The sequence below is a fragment of the Paenibacillus koleovorans NBRC 103111 genome (assembly GCF_004000845.1).
Lineage (GTDB): Bacteria > Bacillota > Bacilli > Paenibacillales > NBRC-103111 > Paenibacillus_AA > Paenibacillus_AA koleovorans.
Genome location: NZ_BIMA01000001.1, coordinates 26,659 through 45,075, shown reverse-complemented (window position 1 = coordinate 45,075; position 18,417 = coordinate 26,659). Strand labels below are relative to the sequence as shown.

Annotated in this window: 16 protein-coding genes; 14 read left to right on the top strand and 2 right to left on the bottom strand. The window is 58.4% G+C overall.

Going from position 1 to position 18,417, the window contains the following annotated elements; genetic code table 11:
* Positions 1-10: 10 nt before the first annotated feature.
* The 6 genes from PKO02S_RS00220 to PKO02S_RS00195 all read left to right on the top strand — a co-directional run bounded on the left by PKO02S_RS00220 (position 11) and on the right by PKO02S_RS00195 (position 4,647).
* Positions 11-1,240 (top strand): glycosyltransferase family 2 protein, encoded by a 1,230-nt coding sequence (locus tag PKO02S_RS00220; RefSeq protein WP_164821215.1) that lies wholly within the window; start codon positions 11-13, stop codon positions 1,238-1,240.
* 20 nt (positions 1,241-1,260) lie between these two features.
* Positions 1,261-2,487, top strand: coding sequence for a glycosyltransferase family A protein (locus PKO02S_RS00215; protein ID WP_164821214.1), 1,227 nt, complete (start codon positions 1,261-1,263; stop codon positions 2,485-2,487).
* Positions 2,488-2,556: 69 nt separating this feature from the next.
* Entirely contained in the window at positions 2,557-2,844 is a 288-nt protein-coding gene (locus tag PKO02S_RS00210; RefSeq protein ID WP_127578770.1) for a nucleoside-diphosphate sugar epimerase, read from the top strand.
* Positions 2,845-2,883: 39 nt separating this feature from the next.
* Positions 2,884-3,225: an alpha-helical endospore appendage domain-containing protein gene (locus PKO02S_RS00205; RefSeq protein WP_127578767.1), complete on the top strand. Its 342-nt coding sequence runs from the start codon at positions 2,884-2,886 to the stop codon at positions 3,223-3,225.
* On the top strand, positions 3,222-3,572 hold the full coding sequence (locus tag PKO02S_RS00200) for a hypothetical protein (RefSeq protein WP_127578764.1): 351 nt from the start codon (positions 3,222-3,224) through the stop codon (positions 3,570-3,572). The genes PKO02S_RS00205 and PKO02S_RS00200 overlap by 4 nt, the downstream gene beginning before the upstream one ends.
* A 190-nt stretch (positions 3,573-3,762) precedes the next feature.
* Positions 3,763-4,647: an SMP-30/gluconolactonase/LRE family protein gene (locus tag PKO02S_RS00195; RefSeq protein WP_127578761.1), complete on the top strand. Its 885-nt coding sequence runs from the start codon at positions 3,763-3,765 to the stop codon at positions 4,645-4,647.
* A gap of 60 nt (positions 4,648-4,707) precedes the next feature.
* Here the strand turns inward: PKO02S_RS00195 and PKO02S_RS00190 are convergent, their stop codons facing one another.
* Positions 4,708-6,858 carry a methyl-accepting chemotaxis protein gene (locus tag PKO02S_RS00190; RefSeq protein WP_246066766.1) on the bottom strand — a complete coding sequence of 717 codons (2,151 nt, stop codon included), beginning with the start codon at positions 6,856-6,858 and terminating at the stop codon, positions 4,708-4,710.
* 385 nt (positions 6,859-7,243) lie between these two features.
* Positions 7,244-8,614 (bottom strand): extracellular solute-binding protein, encoded by a 1,371-nt coding sequence (locus PKO02S_RS00185; RefSeq protein ID WP_127578758.1) that lies wholly within the window; start codon positions 8,612-8,614, stop codon positions 7,244-7,246.
* Between the two features lie 236 nt (positions 8,615-8,850).
* Here PKO02S_RS00185 and PKO02S_RS00180 point away from each other — a divergent pair, with 236 nt between their 5' ends.
* The 8 genes from PKO02S_RS00180 (at position 8,851) to PKO02S_RS00145 (ending at position 18,405) form a co-directional block, all read left to right on the top strand.
* Positions 8,851-10,551 (top strand): polysaccharide deacetylase family protein, encoded by a 1,701-nt coding sequence (locus PKO02S_RS00180; protein ID WP_127578755.1) that lies wholly within the window; start codon positions 8,851-8,853, stop codon positions 10,549-10,551.
* Between the two features lie 135 nt (positions 10,552-10,686).
* Positions 10,687-11,541, top strand: coding sequence for a sugar phosphate isomerase/epimerase family protein (locus PKO02S_RS00175; protein ID WP_127578752.1), 855 nt, complete (start codon positions 10,687-10,689; stop codon positions 11,539-11,541).
* Between the two features lie 7 nt (positions 11,542-11,548).
* Entirely contained in the window at positions 11,549-12,577 is a 1,029-nt protein-coding gene (locus PKO02S_RS00170) for a Gfo/Idh/MocA family protein (RefSeq protein ID WP_127578749.1), read from the top strand.
* Positions 12,578-12,580: 3 nt separating this feature from the next.
* Positions 12,581-13,876, top strand: a complete 1,296-nt coding sequence (locus tag PKO02S_RS00165) for a neutral/alkaline non-lysosomal ceramidase N-terminal domain-containing protein (RefSeq protein ID WP_127578746.1) — start codon at positions 12,581-12,583, stop codon at positions 13,874-13,876.
* A gap of 4 nt (positions 13,877-13,880) precedes the next feature.
* Positions 13,881-14,654 carry a glucosamine-6-phosphate deaminase gene (locus tag PKO02S_RS00160; protein ID WP_127578743.1) on the top strand — a complete coding sequence of 258 codons (774 nt, stop codon included), beginning with the start codon at positions 13,881-13,883 and terminating at the stop codon, positions 14,652-14,654.
* Positions 14,655-14,669: 15 nt separating this feature from the next.
* The gene (locus PKO02S_RS00155; RefSeq protein ID WP_127578740.1) at positions 14,670-15,851 is read left to right on the top strand and encodes an N-acetylglucosamine-6-phosphate deacetylase; all 1,182 of its coding nucleotides are present in this window, start codon (positions 14,670-14,672) and stop codon (positions 15,849-15,851) included.
* 3 nt (positions 15,852-15,854) lie between these two features.
* Positions 15,855-16,718 (top strand): sugar phosphate isomerase/epimerase family protein, encoded by an 864-nt coding sequence (locus PKO02S_RS00150; protein WP_127578736.1) that lies wholly within the window; start codon positions 15,855-15,857, stop codon positions 16,716-16,718.
* A 142-nt stretch (positions 16,719-16,860) separates the two neighbouring features.
* Positions 16,861-18,405, top strand: coding sequence for a DEAD/DEAH box helicase (locus tag PKO02S_RS00145; protein ID WP_127578733.1), 1,545 nt, complete (start codon positions 16,861-16,863; stop codon positions 18,403-18,405).
* Positions 18,406-18,417 lie beyond the last annotated feature (12 nt).

Below are 18,417 nucleotides of genomic sequence, written 5' to 3'. Positions count from 1 at the left end.
GCGCGTAGGGGTGAAGGCCAAAGTCAGCATCATCATTCCGTCCTACAATCGTTACCCCCTGAACTTGTTCACCCTCCGGGCGTTGGAGCGGCAGAGCTTCAAGCTGTCCGAGATGGAAGTGATTCTGATCGACGATGCCTCGACCGATGCCACCCCCTTGCTGGCCGACTACATGGACAAAGCCCCCTTCGCATTCCGGTACGTGCGCCATTCTGTCAATGTCGGCCGATCTGCGGCACGCAACGCCGGTATCCGCATGGCGGGAGCGCCGGTCATTATCGGATTGGACGCCGAAATTATCGTCGGCCCCGACTTCGTCCGGCATCATTACCGGCATCACCAGGACGTACGTCCGGCCGTCGTCATTGGCGACAAGCGGGAGAAGCTGTACTCCACATTATTTCGCGAGTTGAATTCCTCGCAGGTGGCGGAGCTGGCAGCCTTATATGAGCGAAGCCCGCTGGCTCGGCGCAAAATCCGCAAGCGGCTCGAGATGTCGAATCAGCAGCCGGCGAGCGATATCGCGACTCATCTGCAGCGGCTGAAGGAGCCGAAGAAGCTGCTTCAGCCGGAGCGGCTGCTGGCAACGCTTGCGGAGCTGTCCGTGCCGTCGGAGCATACGGACCATCAGTTCGCCCAGGTCGGCTCTCAGTTCAAACGATTGTTTGCTCCGTGGCTGCTGTTCGGCTCCAACCATTCGTTCCCGAAGCAGCTCGCCGAGTCGGTCGGCGGCTTCGACGAGAAATTTTCGGGCTGGGGGCTGGAGGATATCGAGTTTGCCTATCGCCTTCACCAGGCTGGCGCTCAATTCAAGCTCGATCGGAAGCTGTCACGGTACCACCAGGAGCATCCGATCCTGCAGGGTCGTCAATCGGAGCGGCTTCAGAACATCATTTATTTTCAAGAGAAATTTCCGAACATGGCCGGCTGCGTCAAGTCGCTCAGCTTGCTCAAGGGCCCGGGCATCGCCTATTACGACCGTCTGATCGGTGAATATGATTCGCTCGGTCGTATGTCCGGAAGGAGCTTCGACCTGTTCCGATCCGCACTGATCCTGATGATCCAATGCATTCCGCACTTGTACAAGAAGAAGGAGAATGTCCGCAATCTCTTGCATCGCACGGGTTTTACGGCGGGCAGCCAGCAGCTCGAGAAGCTCGTTCAAGAACGCACCATGCTGGCGGCGCATGGTCGTCATCCGGAGCTTGTGCGGCTGTTCGACGAGTTGACCGGCTACTAGCAAGCGAGAGGAGAGTGAGCATGACTATCGAGGTAACCGTCATTATCCCTTCCTTCAACCGATATCCACTCAATGAACTGACTTTGCAAGCATTGGAACGGCAAAATTTCGACATGTCCAAGCTCGAAGTAATTCTTGTAGACGACGCATCTACGGATAAGACGTACAGACTGACATCATTCCAGGCAGCTTATTCGTTTCGCTATTTCCGAAATTCGGTCAATCGCGGATTGGCCTACACCCGGAACGTGGGCATCCGCCATGCGCAGGGGCGCGTCCTCATTTTTCTGGATGCAGAGATGCTCGTAGGCCCCGACTATGTGGCGCAGCATTACCGGCACCATCTCGATGCAGACAATAAGATCGTTGTCGGGATGTATAAACGGAAGGTGTACTCCAATTTGTTCCCGGATTTCGTCGAGTCGCAGTGGAAGGAGCTTCGCAAGCTGGAGCGAGGCAGCAACGCCGTCAAGCAGCTGTTGGAGCGGCGATTGGAGATGGCCCGGGATAAGACGCCGCTCGAGCAGATCGTGAAGGCCAAGAAGAAGCGGATTCCGCTTATCCGGCGCAACGACTTGGCTTACGCGAGCCGGCTGGAGCGGCTGTCGGTGCCGGGACGCTACAGCGACTTCGTCCTCGATCAATTCGGTCAGGATCTCAGCGGGATTCGCCTAGCCTGGCTGAGCTGTCTGGGATCCAATCATTCCGCCACGACCCGTATAGTTCGTCAAATAGGCGGTTATTGCGAGGATTTCGTGGAGTGGGGCGAGGAGGATCTGGAATTCGCCTACCGGATGCATCAAGCCGGGGCTGTATACGTATTGGACCAAGACTTGATCCGCTACCATCAGGAGCACCCTCCTGCTGCGGCCAAGCTGACGGGCGGCAGAGGCAATTGGGTCCTATTCCAGAAAAAACATCCCGTTCTCGAAGTTTGCATCCGCTCGCTGATTTTGTTGAAAATGAAGGACTATCGCTGGATGAATGATGTCGTGGTGGAGCACGATCAGTTTGTCGAACGGTTCCCGATTCAGTTCCAGACGTTCAAGGCCAGCCTCATCCGAATGCTGCAGGCGATTCCGATGCTGAAGCTGCACAAGCAGCCCGTCACCGCGTTACTTACTGCTTGCGGTATCGTGTTGGATCCGGTCCTGTCCGCTCAATTGGAGGCGGAGCTGCAGCTGCTTCGGCGGCTCCATTTTTTCCCGCTCCACATCGAGCTGTATGAGCTGCTCTCCGGTCTTTGAGCCGTACCTTTTTGGGTGTCCGCACATATGCTAAACAGGAAGCCGCAACTACTCGAAGGAGGAGCACCTGTGGAGCATCAAGTGACTTCCATCATCGGCCATCTGGCTCGTTCCCATGCGGAGATGGCGCGGGTGCTGGAATCGAAGCGCGAATCCATAACGAATGTCTCGCATATTATGACCGCCATGCCGAATGAGAATCTGGCGCTGGGCGACGCCCGCGCAATCGGACTCAGCGCGATGGACATTGCGAAGAGCGTGACCGCTTATCTGAATAGCCTGGCTGATCTGGAGGATGCGATCGCCGACAATCTGGAGACGGTGATCAAGGAGCTGGATCCGGATCAAGAGGAGTAAGCCGACTCGAGCAGGCTAAGGCAGAGAGGGGGAACGCGAATGAAACGGTCGGAGTACTTCATGCAGATGCTGGACGCTGCGGCCAGCATGCAGTACAACATCTCGATGATTCTGGAGGCGAAGGCGAACGAGGCGGCCAAGTCCCGCGACTGGATCCTGAACCATCTGAATCATCTCACGTACGACAATCATGCCGATCAGCTGAAGCAGCCGCTAGCCTACCACGAGCAGTTCGTGGAGCTGATCGACGGGCTGACGAAGCTGGAGGCCGCCTTGGGTAAAAACTTGACGGTTGTGCTTAACAAGAAGGAACCGATGTCCTCCGGGTTGGATGGCGGCGGGTTCGGTGGCCTGTTCGGAGGCATGGGAGACGACTCATGACCTGGATCAGCGAACGGGCGGAACTGAAGCTGGATATGCTTCATTCGCTCGCGCGGAGCCAGAAGGCGCTCGCCCGTATGATCGAATCGCTCGCCGATGTAACGGAGCAGTCCATCGATACGGCGGCGGGGCTGCGCGAGAACATCCGGGCGATTGCGGAGTACCAACGCACGATGGCGGAGAAGGTGGCGGAGATCGAGCTGCCGGACACAGTCCGGCGCTCCACGCCGTCCAGTCCGTGGACGAACGGCAGCTTGCGTGTCTGCGGGGGGAGTCGGATGACTTCCACCCAAGAGGAAGTGGAATCACTGAGGTCCAGTCGGGAACAGCGAATAGCCGGCGCTTGAATCGGGGAAACCGAGCGGGTGCCGGATTTTTATTTTTACTGCAACCAGCCGGGGGAGGGACAAGAAACAGTTACCGGTTGAAGAAGGCCGTGGTACAATGGTTGAAACAAGGTTTAGCCGGCTTCAGCTGGGTTGCGAGTTTCGAAGGAGCTGGGTTGGGCTGGGCCATCAAGAGGAGATGGATGCAGTAATGCAGCAATGGAATGCGGAATTGATCGTGGATGCGAAGTCGGAGTTGGGGGAAGGACCTTGCTGGGACGATCGCACCGGCGTCTTGTGGTGGGTCGACATTTACGGCAAGGCGCTTCACCGGTATAACCCGGAATCGGGGCAAGACGATACATATACGTTCGATGACTTGGTGACCGTCGTGGTGCCTCATGCCCGCGGCGGTGTCGTCATCAGCTTCCCGCATACGCTTGCATTGTTCGATCCGGACAGCGGCAAGCTGGAGACGCTGGTGGACGGCATTGAGGGCGATAATCCGGACAACCGGTTCAACGACGGGAAATGCGATGCTTCCGGCCGGTTGTGGATTGGGACAATGAGCGTCACGGGCAAACCCGATCAGGGCACGTTGTATTGCGTGGATCGCGACTTGTCCGTGCTGGCGACGGAGGGCGGCATCGGCTGCTCGAACGGCATCGCCTGGAGTCTGGACCGTCGCGTCATGTACTACATCGACTCGCCGGTTCGGCAAGTGTACGCGTTCGACTACGACGCGGCGAGCGGCGTAATATCGAACCGCCGCGTGGCCGTCGATTTCGGCGACGTCGAGCCGGGCGTTCCCGACGGGATGACGATCGACGACGAAGGAATGCTGTGGGTTGCGCATTGGGGCGGCTCGCAAGTGAGCCGCTGGGATCCGGCGACCGGACGCAAGCTCGGCTTCGTCGCGGTGCCGGCGCTGCAGGCGACGTCCGCGATGTTCGGCGGGCCCTCGCGAGACGTGCTGTACATCACGTCCGCGCGGCGAGGGATGAGCGGGCAGCAGCTGGCGGAGTATCCGCTTTCCGGAGGCTTGTTCCAGGTGAAGGTTGGTGTGTCGGGTGCGGCTGTACATTCGTTCGGCTAATTAAACAGTATGGAAAGAGCCCCTCCGGTTGTCGGAGGGGCTCTTTAATAGGGGTGATGATTAGATCGTAAACTTGCTAAGCGATTCTTTGAGCGAGTTGGAGAGCTCTTCGAGCTTCTCGGACAGCTTGACCAGCCCGCTGCTTATGCTGAGCTGCTCCGTGCTGAGCGAGGCGACTTCCTCGGAAGTCGCGGACGACTCTTCGGCGACGGCGCTGACGTTGCTCATCGCGTCGGACAAGATCGACTGTGATTCCTTCAACTGCTGGATCGAGCCGGTGACGTCCTGCAGTTGGACGGTGAAGCTGCCCATCCGCTCGGCCACTTGCTTGAAGATCTCGTCCGTGTACTTAACGGAGGAGATTTGCTCCTGGAACAGCGGGTACGCCTCCGAGAGCACGGTAACGGTATCTTTGATTTCATGCTGGATCGTATCGGTAATTTGCGCGACGACGTCGATCGATTGCTTGGACTGGTCGGCGAGCTTCCGGATTTCGTCGGCAACGACCATGAAGCCTTTGCCTGCCGCTCCGGCGCGCGCCGCTTCGATCGTGGCGTTCAGCGAGAGAATGTTCGTTTGTTTCGTCATGGAGTGCAGCACGTCGAGAATTTTGCGGATGGAGCGGGTGCTCTCTTGCAGCTTCTCGACCTTCTCCACCATCGAACGGGTCATTTCTTCGGTCGTGTTCGTTTTGGTGATCAGCTCGGACATGTACATCTTGCCCTGCTCAGAGGATTTCATAACCTCGTTGCTGGACACCTCCATCTGTTGGTTGGAAGCGACCACTTGCGCGACCTTCACGTTGATGTTGCTGGTCAAGTCGTTGCCGCGCTCCGCTTCGACCGCCAAGCTGGATGCGCCGGACGCGATTTCCTCGGTGGCGATGGAGATCTCCTTGGCGGAGAGCGCCGTCTTCCTCGAAGCATCGGACAGCTCGGCCGCGGTGTTGAGCACTTCCTGAGCGGAAGCGCTTGTCTGGCGGACGAGTTGGGTGATTTGCTCCATCATCCGGTTGAAGCTTTCGCCGAGCTGGCCGATTTCGTCGCGGCGGCTGCCGACTTTGGTCCGCACGACCAGATTGCCTTGCGCGCCTTGCATCATCAGGTTGCGCATCGTGACGAGCGGCGCTCCGATCATCCGCATGACCAGGAAGCCGAGTACACTTGCGACCGCAGCGGACACCAGTACGCAAATCCAAATGACGGTATTGATTTTGCTAGCTTCCTTCGTCAGCTCGTTGATTGAGACGTTGCCGCCCAAGAACCAGTTCGAGCGGTTCAGCTTGTCGTAAACTACCAGTTTCGTATCGCCGTTCACCGACGTTTCGAAATCGTTCGTTTCCCGTACCTCTTTGTATTTGGTTGTGTCCGCCACGATGTTGATTGGGTAGTCGGATTCCAGGCTTTCCGTGTTCCCGTTCCACACCACTTTATTGGTTTGGGAGACGATCCCGATTTGGCTGCCTTCTCCGATCGAGAGGCCGTTCAGGACTTCCTTCAGCGACGATTCTTTCAATTCTACGACTAGGATGCCTTCTATGGTGCTGGTTTTGATGTTGCGGAGCACCCTTCCTACCGCGAAGGTGTTCGGCGTCGTCACGTAGCCGGCTTTCAGCGTTGGCAGCCATACTGCTCTTCCGTCGGCCTTCTTGATATCTTCCATCCAGGCGGATTTGAATACTTCCTCCTTGATGCTGGTGGACGATTTGTATGAAGTGGATTCAAGGGTAAGCGGGACGACGTTGATGTCGGCGATTTTGTTGTTCGCCATGACGTAGTTCTTGAGCCGGTTCGTGATGGTGGCGCCCGCTTGGAGCTTGTCGTACGCGCTGAGCGTAGTCTCCTTGTACTTGGTCAAGTTATCGGCGATCACATCGTCGGACATGATCTGTACGGACATGTTCTCGATGTTTTCGAAGAAGAAGTCGATTTTGTCCGCCGCCTGGACGATCGTTTCTTTGGACGCTTCGGACACTTTGTCCGTGATGATGCCCTTAGAGATTTGCGCGGACAGGATGCCCACCACGACTACCATGACGATGATACTGATAAAAAACAAGAGGAACAGCGTCAGACCTACGGAACGAAGCGGATTTTGCACAGTTACAGCTCCCCTCTCGCGTGAAGTCGGTGTCGTGTTGTTGCCTTGCCGCTTGGCTTTATCGAAAGCCCCGGTCAACCGGGACAGCCATTGCGTCCTTTTGTCTTTCATGAACTAGCCCACCTTTGCCAATTTGTCACTTGCCTGTGTGTGTCCGGATGCATTGCTTGGTGTGAAGCGGTTTGCATCGAGTACGCGGCCCGGGTTCGGGCGGATTCCGAGTACCTATGATTCGCTGTATACGGTATTCGACATGTTTTTCCATTATCCTCCGTCCAGAAATTGCCTGGCGAGAAAAAGTTCGAAAAACCTTTACTTTTAGTTCAAAAGTTGTAGAGGAGCGGGATGAAATCGCAATATTTTTATGGAGGCCATGTAAAAGGAGGGACTTTGGCAGCAAAGCGGCTGCGTTATCGGTGGGTGCCGACAACCCCGCCAAATCAACAACCAGACCAAAAAACCGCCGGGATCCCCGACGGTTGGACAACCTTCCACTTCAGATGATGCGGGCGAAACGGTCGGCGACTTCGTCCGGCGACTCCAAGCCCGCCCAGAACAAGTCCATCTCCGAGTCCAGCTCCCCGATCAGCATCGGGTCCTCGAAAATCTCGGCGAGGAACTGGCAATTGATGATCTCGTTGTCGATGATGTTCAGCGAGTGCAGGTATGACTCGTCCCACACCTCGCGGTTCAAGGTCAGGCAAGAGAGGAAGCCGCTCTGCCGCGCGATGGCGATCTGCAGGGCAGGATCGAAGGCCGTATCCAGAAACTGTGCCGCCAGATCGAAATCCGGGCACGCCTCCGGAATCATAAATGCGTTGGCGACGAGCAGGGAAGCTTTCTCCGGCCCGAACGGCAGCGGAGCGACCTCCGGTTTGAAATGAATGTCGTCGTGCAGCCAGCTCGCCATCTCGATCGAAGTCGTCAGCACCATGGCGGTCTTGCCGCGGAGGAACGCCTCGGAGTTCAGCCCGCTCGGCGCCTGATACAACGACACGGACCGCTTGCGATAGAGCAGGTCCTGCATAAACTCGAGCGTCTTGACCAGGGCGGCACGCTCGGAGGTGGAACGGAACGTATAGCCGTTCTGCAGGGCGAACACCGGCCAGCGGCTGATCGAAGCCGACAGCAGCAAGCCGTATTGGTTCAGGATGCCGTCGTTGTCCGTGTCGACGGTCAGCTTCCGGGCGGCGTCCATGAAATCGGACACGCTCCAGTCTTGCGCCGGCTTCGGAACACTGAATTGCGCGAACAATTCCGGATTGTACGCGAGGTATACCGGCGAGAACGTAGCCGGCATCGCCTTGACCTGGCCCTCGATGCGGAAAGCGTCGACGATGCGAGGGTACATGGCGGAGAGCGTGCCGCTAAACCGCTCGTCCAGGCTAGTAAACGAGCTGACCTGCTGCAGCTCTTCGAACGTGCGGTCGGTGATCAGCATGAGATGAGGAGCATGGCCAAGCTCCATCGCGGCGCGCATCGACTCCCGGAAGTTATAGGCAGGAAAGCCCAGCAGCTTCACTTCCACGTTCGGGTACTTGCGCTTGAACGCATCGATCATCATCGGCAAGGCATGATCGGCAAAGTGCGAAGGCACGGGAGCCATGATTCGCAGCACCTTCATCTGACTCTCGGGAATGATCAGGTCGGGGGAAACGATCGTGCCTTGTCCGACTTTTTTGACGATCAGGCCTTCCTTTTGCAGCTGCTCGAGCGATTTCCGGACGGAGGTGCGGCTGATCCCGTAATAGCGGCAAAGCTCATTTTCAGAGAAGAGAAACTCGCCAGGTTTGATATAACCCGAATAAATTTGCTCCCTCAAAATATTGGCCAGCTTCGAGTACCGAAATTCATTTTCACGTCTCATACGCGTTCTTCCATTTCTATGCAAAATGATTCCAAGTAAAAAGATTGTTTTTCTTTCATTATAGCCGAAATTAGGCGGAATAGAAACATGGATTTCCACAAATTGGACGAAAACAGGGCACAGATCGACAAGTTCTAACAAAAAAATTGCTAGTCAGACAGTCCCTATATGATATATAATACAGGTATGATACAACTAAGTAAATCATTTTTTTACAGAAAGGGAGCCCACAAGTGATGAGAATGGCCAAACTAGGGGTTGTGTTCGATAAAAAGGAAGCCGAAGCACGGCGTTCGTCAGGCGTCAACGTGTTCGAGTCGTATATTGGAGAGCTGCTTGGTAAAGCGGGGATACCGTTCGAGTGGATCGATGGCGCAGCCGAGCTGACCGTCGTGAAGCCGGATCTGGCGATCGTCGCTTTTGTGCGTGAGGGCAACGCTTCCGCCGAGCACCTGTGGAGCTATGTCGAGAACGGAGGGACGATCGTCGGTCTGGGCAATTTGGGCGGATTGGCCAAAAAGCTGCAATGTACGCTCGCTTCCCCTATTCAACCGGGCTACGCACAATTGCCGGATGGTTATGAGTCTCGCCCGATGCGGTTCGTGAAAGCAGCTCCATGGCGCGTAACGGAAGGCAACGAGTATTTAATAGAAAAGAAAGGAAGCGTCGGCGAAAAACCTCAACCGTTGCTGAGGCCGGATTCCCGCACTTACGATGCGCTGCTTCGCTTCCGGGTCGGACTCGGCACGATAGAGCGCTGGTCGATCGACATGACGGCCACGATAGTCGGCTTGCAGCAAGGTCTCCAGCCGGTGTTCGAGGACGGAGTTCCGGCTGAGGACGGCTCTGTCCCGCTCGACGACGGATGGCTGAAAGCGGACGACGAGCATGCACTGGATTGGGTGCTCGACCGTGCCTGGACGGAGACGGGCCAGCCCTATTTTCCGCATGCCTACGCAGATCTGTGGCGTGAGACGCTGACCAGCCATCTGCTGCGCATCGCGCTCGGCAAAGGGCTGACGCTTCCTTTCCTCGGCTATTGGCCGGAAGGGATAAGCCGAGTCGCGATGATCTCGCACGACAGCGATCATAATGAAGATGCCGCCGGCGAAGCTACGCTGGCCTTGCTGAAGGAATGCGGCGTACAATCGACCTGGTGCATGATCCAACCCGGCTATAGCGCCCACCTGTACGACTCCATCCGAGCCGATGGTCATGAGCTCGGGTTTCATTATAATGCGATCGATTTCGAGTGGAGCGAGAGCAACTTCGACAGCCAGTTCGCCTGGCTGGAAGCCGCCATCGGCTCCGGGCAAGCCGTATCGAACAAAAATCACTACACCCGTCTGGAAGGCTGGGGCGAGCTGTTCCGCTGGTGCGAGAAGCATGGCATCGAATCCGATCAGACGCGAGGTCCGAGCAAACGAGGCAACGTCGGCATGCCTTTCGGCACATGCCATCCTTATTTCCCGATCGCGTGGAATGACGAGCAGAACCGGGTTTACAATGTGTTGGAAGTCGGCTTTTTCACCCAGGACATGAATTTGAGCTCTTGGGCGGACGACAGCATCATTGAGCCTATGCTCTCGCAAGCGGAAAAAGTGGATGGGGTTGCGCATTTCCTGTTCCACCAATACCATGTCCTTCGCAAAGAAGAGGTGCGCGCAGCGTTCCGTCATGTTGTGAAGGAGGCGCACGCTAGAGGCTTCGTGTTCTGGACCGGTAGTGAGTTGAACGCATGGGAGCGTGCTCGCAGACAAGTCAAAATCGAGTCCTGCGGAAGCGGGGAGGCGGTATTGTCCGGCACGGAGCAGGCGAAGGGCATTCAGGTATGGCTGCCGGTTACCGCTGATGAGGCGACATCCACTGAGGGGATCGCGGTGAAATTCGGCGTGCCTTGCCGCAAGGCGGAGCTCGCCATCGGGACTCCGGCATAATCGATTAATGGTCAATTTATAGACAGCCGCTCCAAAAATTTTATTACTCTTACCTAAAGAAAAGTCAACACAGTCCAAACGAAACTTGATATAGTGGGCAAGAGTAGATTACTTATAGGATGGGAGAACTGTGCGATGATCTTGGAACGATTGGGTGTGCTGACGGATGAAGTGTCGGCGAAGTTCGACGAAGCTTTGGATTGGATTGAAGAGCAGGGGCTGAAACATGTGGAGGTGCGCGTCATTGACGGCGCCAACGTCTCCAATTTGTCTGATGAGCAGCTGCTGGACGTGAAGAGCAAGGTGGAATCGCACGGGTTGTTCATATCCGCTATCGCTTCGCCGGTATTCAAGTGTGCGCTCGATCCGTCCCGTCCGGTTGAATCCGGCGATGTTTTCGGCCAGAAGGAAGAGAGCGTAGAGGCTCACTTCGGCAAATTAAACCGCGTGATCGAAATTGCCAAGCTGCTCGGGACGCGCAACATCCGGATTTTCTCGTTCTGGCGCGAGCAGGAGCCTGAGAAGTACCGGGGCGAAATTATTGAGCTGCTGGGCAAGGCGGCGGTTATTGCAGAGCGGGAAGGCGTCGTGCTGCTGCTCGAAAACGAGCCGTCCTGCAACGGCGGGTTTGCCGAGGAAGTAGCAGCCATCGTGCGCGGAGTCAACTCTCCGGGACTGCGCGGCTTATGGGACCCGGGCAACGAAGCGTTCGGCGAGCGGGAAGCTTACCCGGCGGGCTACAACGAGATGAAAGAAATTTTGGGCCATGTCCATCTCAAAGACGCCTATACGAATTCGAAGGGCAAAACGCGGTGCGTACCGCTCGGCTCCGGCAATGTGCCGGTCATCGCGCAGTTGAAAGCGCTGGTAGCGGACGGGTATGACGGGCTGTTCACGATAGAAACGCATTACGTGCCGGAAGGCGGCACACAAATGATGGGAACCCGGATGACGCTGGAGGCGCTGCGGGAACTGGTCAAGGGGGTATAAGTTCAGGATGAGCAAAACATGGGGCATTGGCATGATCGGCTGCGGCACGATCGCAGATTTTCATATGAAAGCCTTGAGCGAAATCGACAACGCGAAAGTAGTAGCGGTGTCGAGCCGTAGCGAGGAGAAAGCTCGCTCGGTGGCGGAAGCGCAAGGCTGCGCCTGGTATACGGACTATAAAGCGATGCTGGCGGATCCGGCGGTCGATATCGTCTCCGTGACGACATCCAGCGGCAGCCATTACAGCATCGGCATGGACGTCCTCCGCGCCGGCAAACATCTTGTCGTCGAGAAGCCGGCCGCGATGAAGTCTGCGGACGTTGCCGAGCTGATCCGCACCGCTCAAGACTGCGGCGTGACGCTGTCGGTCATCTCGCAGCGCCGCTTCGAGGCGCAGCATCAAGCGGTGAAGCAAGTGATCGAGGGCGGCGACCTTGGCCGTCTCCTATTAGTGGAGATATCACTGCCCTGGTACCGCACGCAAGCGTACTATGACAGTGCGGACTGGCGCGGAACGCTGGCTGAGGACGGCGGGGCGCTCATGAATCAGGGGATTCACTCGATCGACCTGCTGCTCTGGTTCGGCGGCGAGCTCTCCACTGTATTCGGCAAAGTGGCGACGCAGACACATGAGATGGAAGCGGAGGATCTCGGCTTGGCGATTGTGCAGTTTAAGAATGGCGCGTTCGGCACGATCATGGCATCGACGAGTATTCAACCGGGCTTCCAGGCGTACTTGAACCTGTACGGCGAGAAAGGCACGATCAAGCTGGAGGGAACGTCTATCACTCATTGGACCGTACCTGGCGTAGAGCAGCCCGCTTTCGATACACCGACAGTTGGCGGCGGCGGTGTTGCCGATCCGAAGGCGATTTCGTTCGTCAATCACAAGCTGCAATTCATCGATGTCATCCGTTCGATCGAGACCGGCCAACCGCCGCTCGTCACGGGGGCGGACGGCTACCGCGCCGTGCAGCTCGTAGAATCCATATACGCTTCCTCGGCAAAGGGAAGCCAGATCGTACTGGAGGAGTAACAGGTGAGCACCCTTCGATTGGGAGTCGCCAAAATCGACATTTCGCCGGAGCAGTATGTGCCCTTGGCTGGATTCGGCAACCGGAAGGGGCTAATGGAAGGCGTCGCCGCCCCGATTTTTTTGCGCGCTAATGCATTTATTCAGAGGGTAGACGGTGTGGAACGGCGCGCGTTAGTCGTGCAAGCCGACATTATTTGGTGGGGGCCGGAGCGGATGGAAGGCATCCGCCGCCGATTGGCCGACTCGTTCGGCCTGAAGCCGGAGCTGATGATCCTCAGTGCCACCCACACACACGGCGCACCGCAGACGACTTTCGCATTCATCGAGACGCTGGGGTTGCCGGAGACGGCCTACATCGAGCAACTGGAAGAAAGTTTGATAGAGGCGGTCCGGGAAGCGTTCGAACGGGCGGAACCGGTGCGAATCGAGCGCGGTCGAGGGGAATGCCGCATCGGCATCCATCGTCGCAAGCTTGTGGATGGCATCATGGAGATGGCGCCGAATCCTGACGGACCGCTTGATCCCCATGTGGAGCTCGTCCGGTTCATTACGGACAGCGGGGACACCAGCGCGGTATGGCTGCATTACACATGTCACCCGACAACTACCGGCGTCAACAGTCTGCACGGCGATTTTCCCGGCGCTGCGAGCGAGCGGCTGGAGATGTACTTGGGCGGCGGAGCGGTAGTCTCCTTCCTGCAGGGCTGCTGCGGAGATACGCGACCGGCGCTGATTCGCGACAACAAGTTTTATAGCGGCACGCTGGAGGAAGCGGAAGAGCTCGGGCTGCAGCTGGCCGATGCGGCGGAAGAAGTGTTCGCCGCCGGGCGGTTCGCTTCCATCGAGCCTGGTATTCTCGACGGACGCCAAGTCGTGGTCGGGCTGCCGTTTCAGCCGTTGCCGAGTATGGCCGAGATCGCTGCAACCGCAGACCATCCCGGTGTCCCTTCGGAATGGGCACGCAAGCTGACGAGCCAGCCGGAGCTGTTGCAGCCGGAAATCCCGCTTGAGCTCACGAAGCTGGAGCTGGCACCGGACTTGTCGCTGCTCGCGATGAACGGGGAAATCGTTCTGGAGTATGGCCTGAAAGTGAAACGGCTGAGCGGCGGGAGCACACTGCCTCTCGGTTACTGCAACGGGATGGTCGGGTACGTCCCGACTGCCGCTCAGGTTGACGAAGGCGGTTATGAAGGCGGGGGCTCCTCGAAGCTGTTCTCCTTGCCCGCGGTATTCGACCGTTCGCTTGAGCAAGTAATAGAAGCCGGCATAGCCGAATTGACGAAGCAGAAAGGAAGATAACAGCATGCCCTTGCAAATTCAACCCGTTCTTTCGGAAACGATCGACTCTCTGACCGTCAATGTATACCCGGACCGCGGCAAATTAGGCGCGGCCGCGGGGGCTGCCGCTGCGGCGACGATCAAACGTCTGCTCGCCGAGAAGCCGTCGATCCGCATTATTTTCGCCGCCGCTCCATCCCAGAACGAATTCCTGGCTACCCTGGTCGCCGATACGGCCATTGATTGGAAGCGCATTACGGTGTTCCATATGGACGAATATATCGGGTTGCCTAACGATGCGCCGCAAAAATTCAGCCGCTTCTTGTGCGAGAAGCTGTTTGACCTCGTGAAGCCGGGTCAAGTGAACCTGATCGACAGCTCGAAGACGATCGAAGAGGAATGCGCCCGCTACGGTGCGCTGATTCAAGAGGCGCCGATCGATATTGTCTGCCTCGGCATCGGCGAGAACGGCCATATCGCCTTCAATGATCCGCCGGTTGCCGATTTCAGCGATCCTCACGTCATCAAGGCGGTGGAGCTTGACGATGCCTGCCGCCAGCAGCAAGTGAACGACGGCTGCTTCCCGACGTTCGACGACGTGCCGACGCATGCGCTCACGCTAACGATCCCGACGATGATGTCGGGTCACTATTTGTACTGCATGGTACCAGGCCCGACGAAGCGCGCGGCGGTGAATCGGACGCTGAACGGGTCGATCTCGACGGAGTGCCCTTCCACCATTTTGCGCACGCATCCGTCCTGCACTTTGTATGTGGACCGCGAATCTTACGGTGAATAAGGAGGAAGCGAACGCATGAGCTCGAATGACACGTCCGTTATCCTGGAAGGCCTTCACTACTCGGACGGCTACCCGATTCGAGTGACCATCGAGGGGGGCGCAATCGCCCGTCTCGATCGAGTGCCCTTGAACGGACGGACCGGACTGCCTCGAATCGGCCCCGGGTTGGTCGATTTGCAGATCAACGGCTATAACGGCCTGGATTTCAATACATTGCCTTTTCAGACCGAGCTCGTCCATCAAGTATCGCGCGAGCTGTTCCGGGAAGGATACACCGCCTACTATCCGACCGTCATCACGAATTCCGAGGAAGAAATCGGCGATGCGGTGCGGACGATAGCGCGCGCCTGCCGGGAAGACGCGCTTACCGCCTCGACGATCGCGGGCATTCACGTTGAAGGCCCGTTCATCTCGCCGGAGGACGGCGCCCGCGGCGCTCATGCCCGGCAATTCGTGCAAGCGCCGGATTGGGACATGTTCCAGCGCTGGCAGGAAGCGGCGGACGGCCGGATCAAGATCCTCACGATTTCCCCCGAGTGGGAACCGAGCATCCCGTTCATTCGCCGTTGTGCGGATAGCGGCGTCACCGTCTCCATCGGCCACACGTCCGCCACGCCGGAGCAAGTGCGAGAGGCGGTCGACGCCGGGGCGACGATGTCGACGCACTTCGGCAACGGCTCGCATCTGATGATCCCGCGCCACCCGAACTACTTGTGGGAGCAGCTGGCGCAGGACAACCTGTGGTGCTGTCTCATCGCCGACGGCTTCCACTTGCCCGAGCAAGTGCTGAAGGTGGCGATGCGGGTGAAGGGCAGACGCGCGCTGCTCGTCAGCGACGCCGTCTATCTGAGCGGCATGCCGGCGGGCGAGTACAAGACGCATGTCGGCGGACAAGTCGTGCTGACGCCGGAAGGCCGCCTGCACACGGCAGCCAACGAGAAAGTGTTGGCCGGCTCGGCGCAGATGCTCATCTGGGGCATCGAGCATGTCGTGCGGCGCGGACTAGTGGGAATCGGCGAGGCTTGGGACATGTCGTCCATCCGCCCGGCCGAATTTATGGGCCTGAGGGCCAAGAGCGGGCTTGCCGTCGGAGCGCCGGCGGATTTGACCGTGTTCGGCTGGGACGGCGATCGCGTACAGCTGCAGCAAACTTTCAAAGCCGGCGTACAGGTGTACGACCGGGCAAAGGAGAACTAATCGATGAAATTCGCAGCCTTCAGCGGCGTTTTTATTGAATACAGCATCCACGAGGCGTTGCGGATGACCCGCGAGCTTGGCATGGACGGGATCGAGATCGCAGCCCGTGAGCCGCATGTGTCCCCGACGACGAGCGCGGCACGAATCAAGGAAGTCCGCTCGATTGCGGACGGCCTCGGTCTTGAAATTCCTGTATTGGCCGGTTACATGGGCGGCTTCTCTACGGCGAGCGACAAGGAGTGCGAGCAGCAATTTTCCGACTTCCAGAGGTTGCTTGCAGCTACGGGCGAGTTGGGTGCGACGATGGTGCGGGTCGGTCCCGGCGGTCCGAACGCGTTCCTCGCGAAGGATTACCACTACGCGAAGTCGGCGTATTGGCTCGACCGTTGCGCGGCGGAAGCGAAGAAACAAGGCGTACGCATCATTCTCGAGATTCACAACGTCTCGATCGCGGAAACGGTGGACAGCAGCTTGCGGCTGCTCAGCTTGATCGAGCATGACAATGTCGGGATGATCCACGATGCAGGCAATATGTATATCACGGATACCGATTACGGCCGCGATTCCGTGCTTCGCCTGGGCAAGCAAATGTTCCATGTCCATGTGAAGGACGAGAAGCGCGTAGAAGCCGTTGGCGCTCCGGGCACGTTCCAGAACTTGACGCATCGCGGCGAGGAAGCGTTCGTGCAGAGCCGCCTCGGCGAAGGCGAAGCCGATCATCAGCCGCTGTTCGACGCGCTGGTGGAGACCGGCTACGACGGTTGGGTCACGCTGGAATGCCATGCACCGTTCCCGGCGTTCGAGCGGCTGAAGCATGATTTCGATTTCGTCAAGTCGATGCTGGCCAAGGCCGGATACAACAAGTAAACCGAGTAGGCGAAGATCCCGCACAGCGTTTCGTGTCGGGGTCTTTCTTGTCTTTTCTTAATTGCGGCCGTTTGTGCTATAGTAAGGATTGGAAAAAGGTCGGCACGATTCGTTTGCTGTCGATAGAAAGAGGGACAACCCTATGAGTGAATCTACGAATGAACCGCAGCTTTCATTTGAACAACTGAACCTCCGCCCCGAGCTGCTGCAGGCTCTGCAGGCGCGAGGCATAACATCGCCTTCGCCGATCCAGGCGGAGTCGATACCGCATGTGCTGAAGGGTAAAGATCTGATCGCTCAATCCCAGACCGGCTCCGGGAAAACACTGGCTTATTTGCTGCCGATCCTGCAGCGGCTGGACCCGGCGGACAAAGGGCTGCAAGCCGTCGTCATCGCCCCGACGCGCGAGCTCGGGATGCAGATCCTGAGCGAGGCGGAGCATTACGGCGATCCGCTCGGCATCCGCTCGCAAGCGCTGATCGGCGGCGCGGCGCTCAGTCGCCAGGTGGAGAAGCTGCGGCTGCATCCGCACTTGATTGTCGGTACGCCGGGCCGGGTGCTGGAGCTGATCAAGGCGCGCAAGGTGAAGATGCACGAGGTGCGGACGATCGTGGCGGATGAAGCGGATCAGCTCATCTCGCTCGGAATGATCGAGGACGTAAAGCAGATTCTGAAGAGCGCGCTTCGCGACCGGCAATTGCTGTTCTTCAGCGCGACGATTACGCCGGAGGTGCAGCGCATCGCGGATCGCTGGATGAACGAGCCGGTCGGCGTCGCCATGCGGCCGGAGCAGCGGACGGCGGGGACGATCGAGCACTTGTATGTTCGCTGCGATGAGCGGGACAAGCTAGAGACGCTGCGCCGCGCATTTCACGCGCTGAAGCCGAAAGCGGCGCTTGTGTTCGTGAACGAGATCGAGCCGATCGCCGAGCTCGTGGCCAAGCTGGAGTTCGGCGCCATTCCGACGGCGGCTCTGTATGGGGACGCGCCGAAGCAGGAGCGTACCAAGGTGCTGAGCCGCTTCCGCGAAGGCAAGGTGCGCCTGCTAGTAGCGACGGATATTGCCGCTCGCGGGCTCGACATCAAGGGCATCACGCATGTGTTCCATCTTGACCCGGCATCTGACGCCGACCACTACGTGCACCGCGTAGGCCGGACGGGCCGGATGGGCGAGCACGGGGTGAGCGTGGCGATCATTACGGAGCGCGAGGCGTTCATCCTGCGGAAGTTCGAGGAGCAGCTCGGCATCCGCATCGAGCCCAGATCGCTGGCCGCCGGCAAGCTGCTCGAGCTCGGCCACGCCAAGAGCGGAGGCCGCCGAGCCGAGCCTCCGGCCCAACCCGGGACCGCCGCGAGTGCGCGCGGCCCGGTGAAAGAGGCGGCGCTAGACACGTCGGCGCCGGCCGGCAAAGCGAAGCGGACGGTCAAGACGTCCGCCGCCGCCACCCCCGCGGCTTCGCTGCGCAAGCCCGCGAAGCCCGGCGCCTCGCCCGCCGCGACGGGCGGCGACACAGCCCCCCCGCGCTCGAGCGAGCGCCCCCGCGAGCGGGAGCGTGCGCGTGAGCGCGACAAGAAGAACAAAGGCGCGCCGAAGTGGCTGAAGGCCAAGCAGCAACAGCCGCAGCAGGCGCAGCCGAAGCAAGAGCAACCGAACCAGGAGCAGCCGAAAGGCAGCGATAAAACCTAAAGCTGCACCGGA

Coding starts and splice junctions, on each gene's coding strand:
- PKO02S_RS00215 (WP_164821214.1), top strand. CDS start 1,261: ATGACTATCGAGGTAACCGTCATTATCCCTTCCTTCAACCGATATCCA.
- PKO02S_RS00205 (WP_127578767.1), top strand. CDS start 2,884: ATGAAACGGTCGGAGTACTTCATGCAGATGCTGGACGCTGCGGCCAGC.
- PKO02S_RS00200 (WP_127578764.1), top strand. CDS start 3,222: ATGACCTGGATCAGCGAACGGGCGGAACTGAAGCTGGATATGCTTCAT.
- PKO02S_RS00195 (WP_127578761.1), top strand. CDS start 3,763: ATGCAGCAATGGAATGCGGAATTGATCGTGGATGCGAAGTCGGAGTTG.
- PKO02S_RS00190 (WP_246066766.1), bottom strand. CDS start 6,858: ATGAAAGACAAAAGGACGCAATGGCTGTCCCGGTTGACCGGGGCTTTC.
- PKO02S_RS00185 (WP_127578758.1), bottom strand. CDS start 8,614: ATGAGACGTGAAAATGAATTTCGGTACTCGAAGCTGGCCAATATTTTG.
- PKO02S_RS00180 (WP_127578755.1), top strand. CDS start 8,851: ATGAGAATGGCCAAACTAGGGGTTGTGTTCGATAAAAAGGAAGCCGAA.
- PKO02S_RS00175 (WP_127578752.1), top strand. CDS start 10,687: ATGATCTTGGAACGATTGGGTGTGCTGACGGATGAAGTGTCGGCGAAG.
- PKO02S_RS00170 (WP_127578749.1), top strand. CDS start 11,549: ATGAGCAAAACATGGGGCATTGGCATGATCGGCTGCGGCACGATCGCA.
- PKO02S_RS00160 (WP_127578743.1), top strand. CDS start 13,881: ATGCCCTTGCAAATTCAACCCGTTCTTTCGGAAACGATCGACTCTCTG.
- PKO02S_RS00155 (WP_127578740.1), top strand. CDS start 14,670: ATGAGCTCGAATGACACGTCCGTTATCCTGGAAGGCCTTCACTACTCG.
- PKO02S_RS00150 (WP_127578736.1), top strand. CDS start 15,855: ATGAAATTCGCAGCCTTCAGCGGCGTTTTTATTGAATACAGCATCCAC.
- PKO02S_RS00145 (WP_127578733.1), top strand. CDS start 16,861: ATGAGTGAATCTACGAATGAACCGCAGCTTTCATTTGAACAACTGAAC.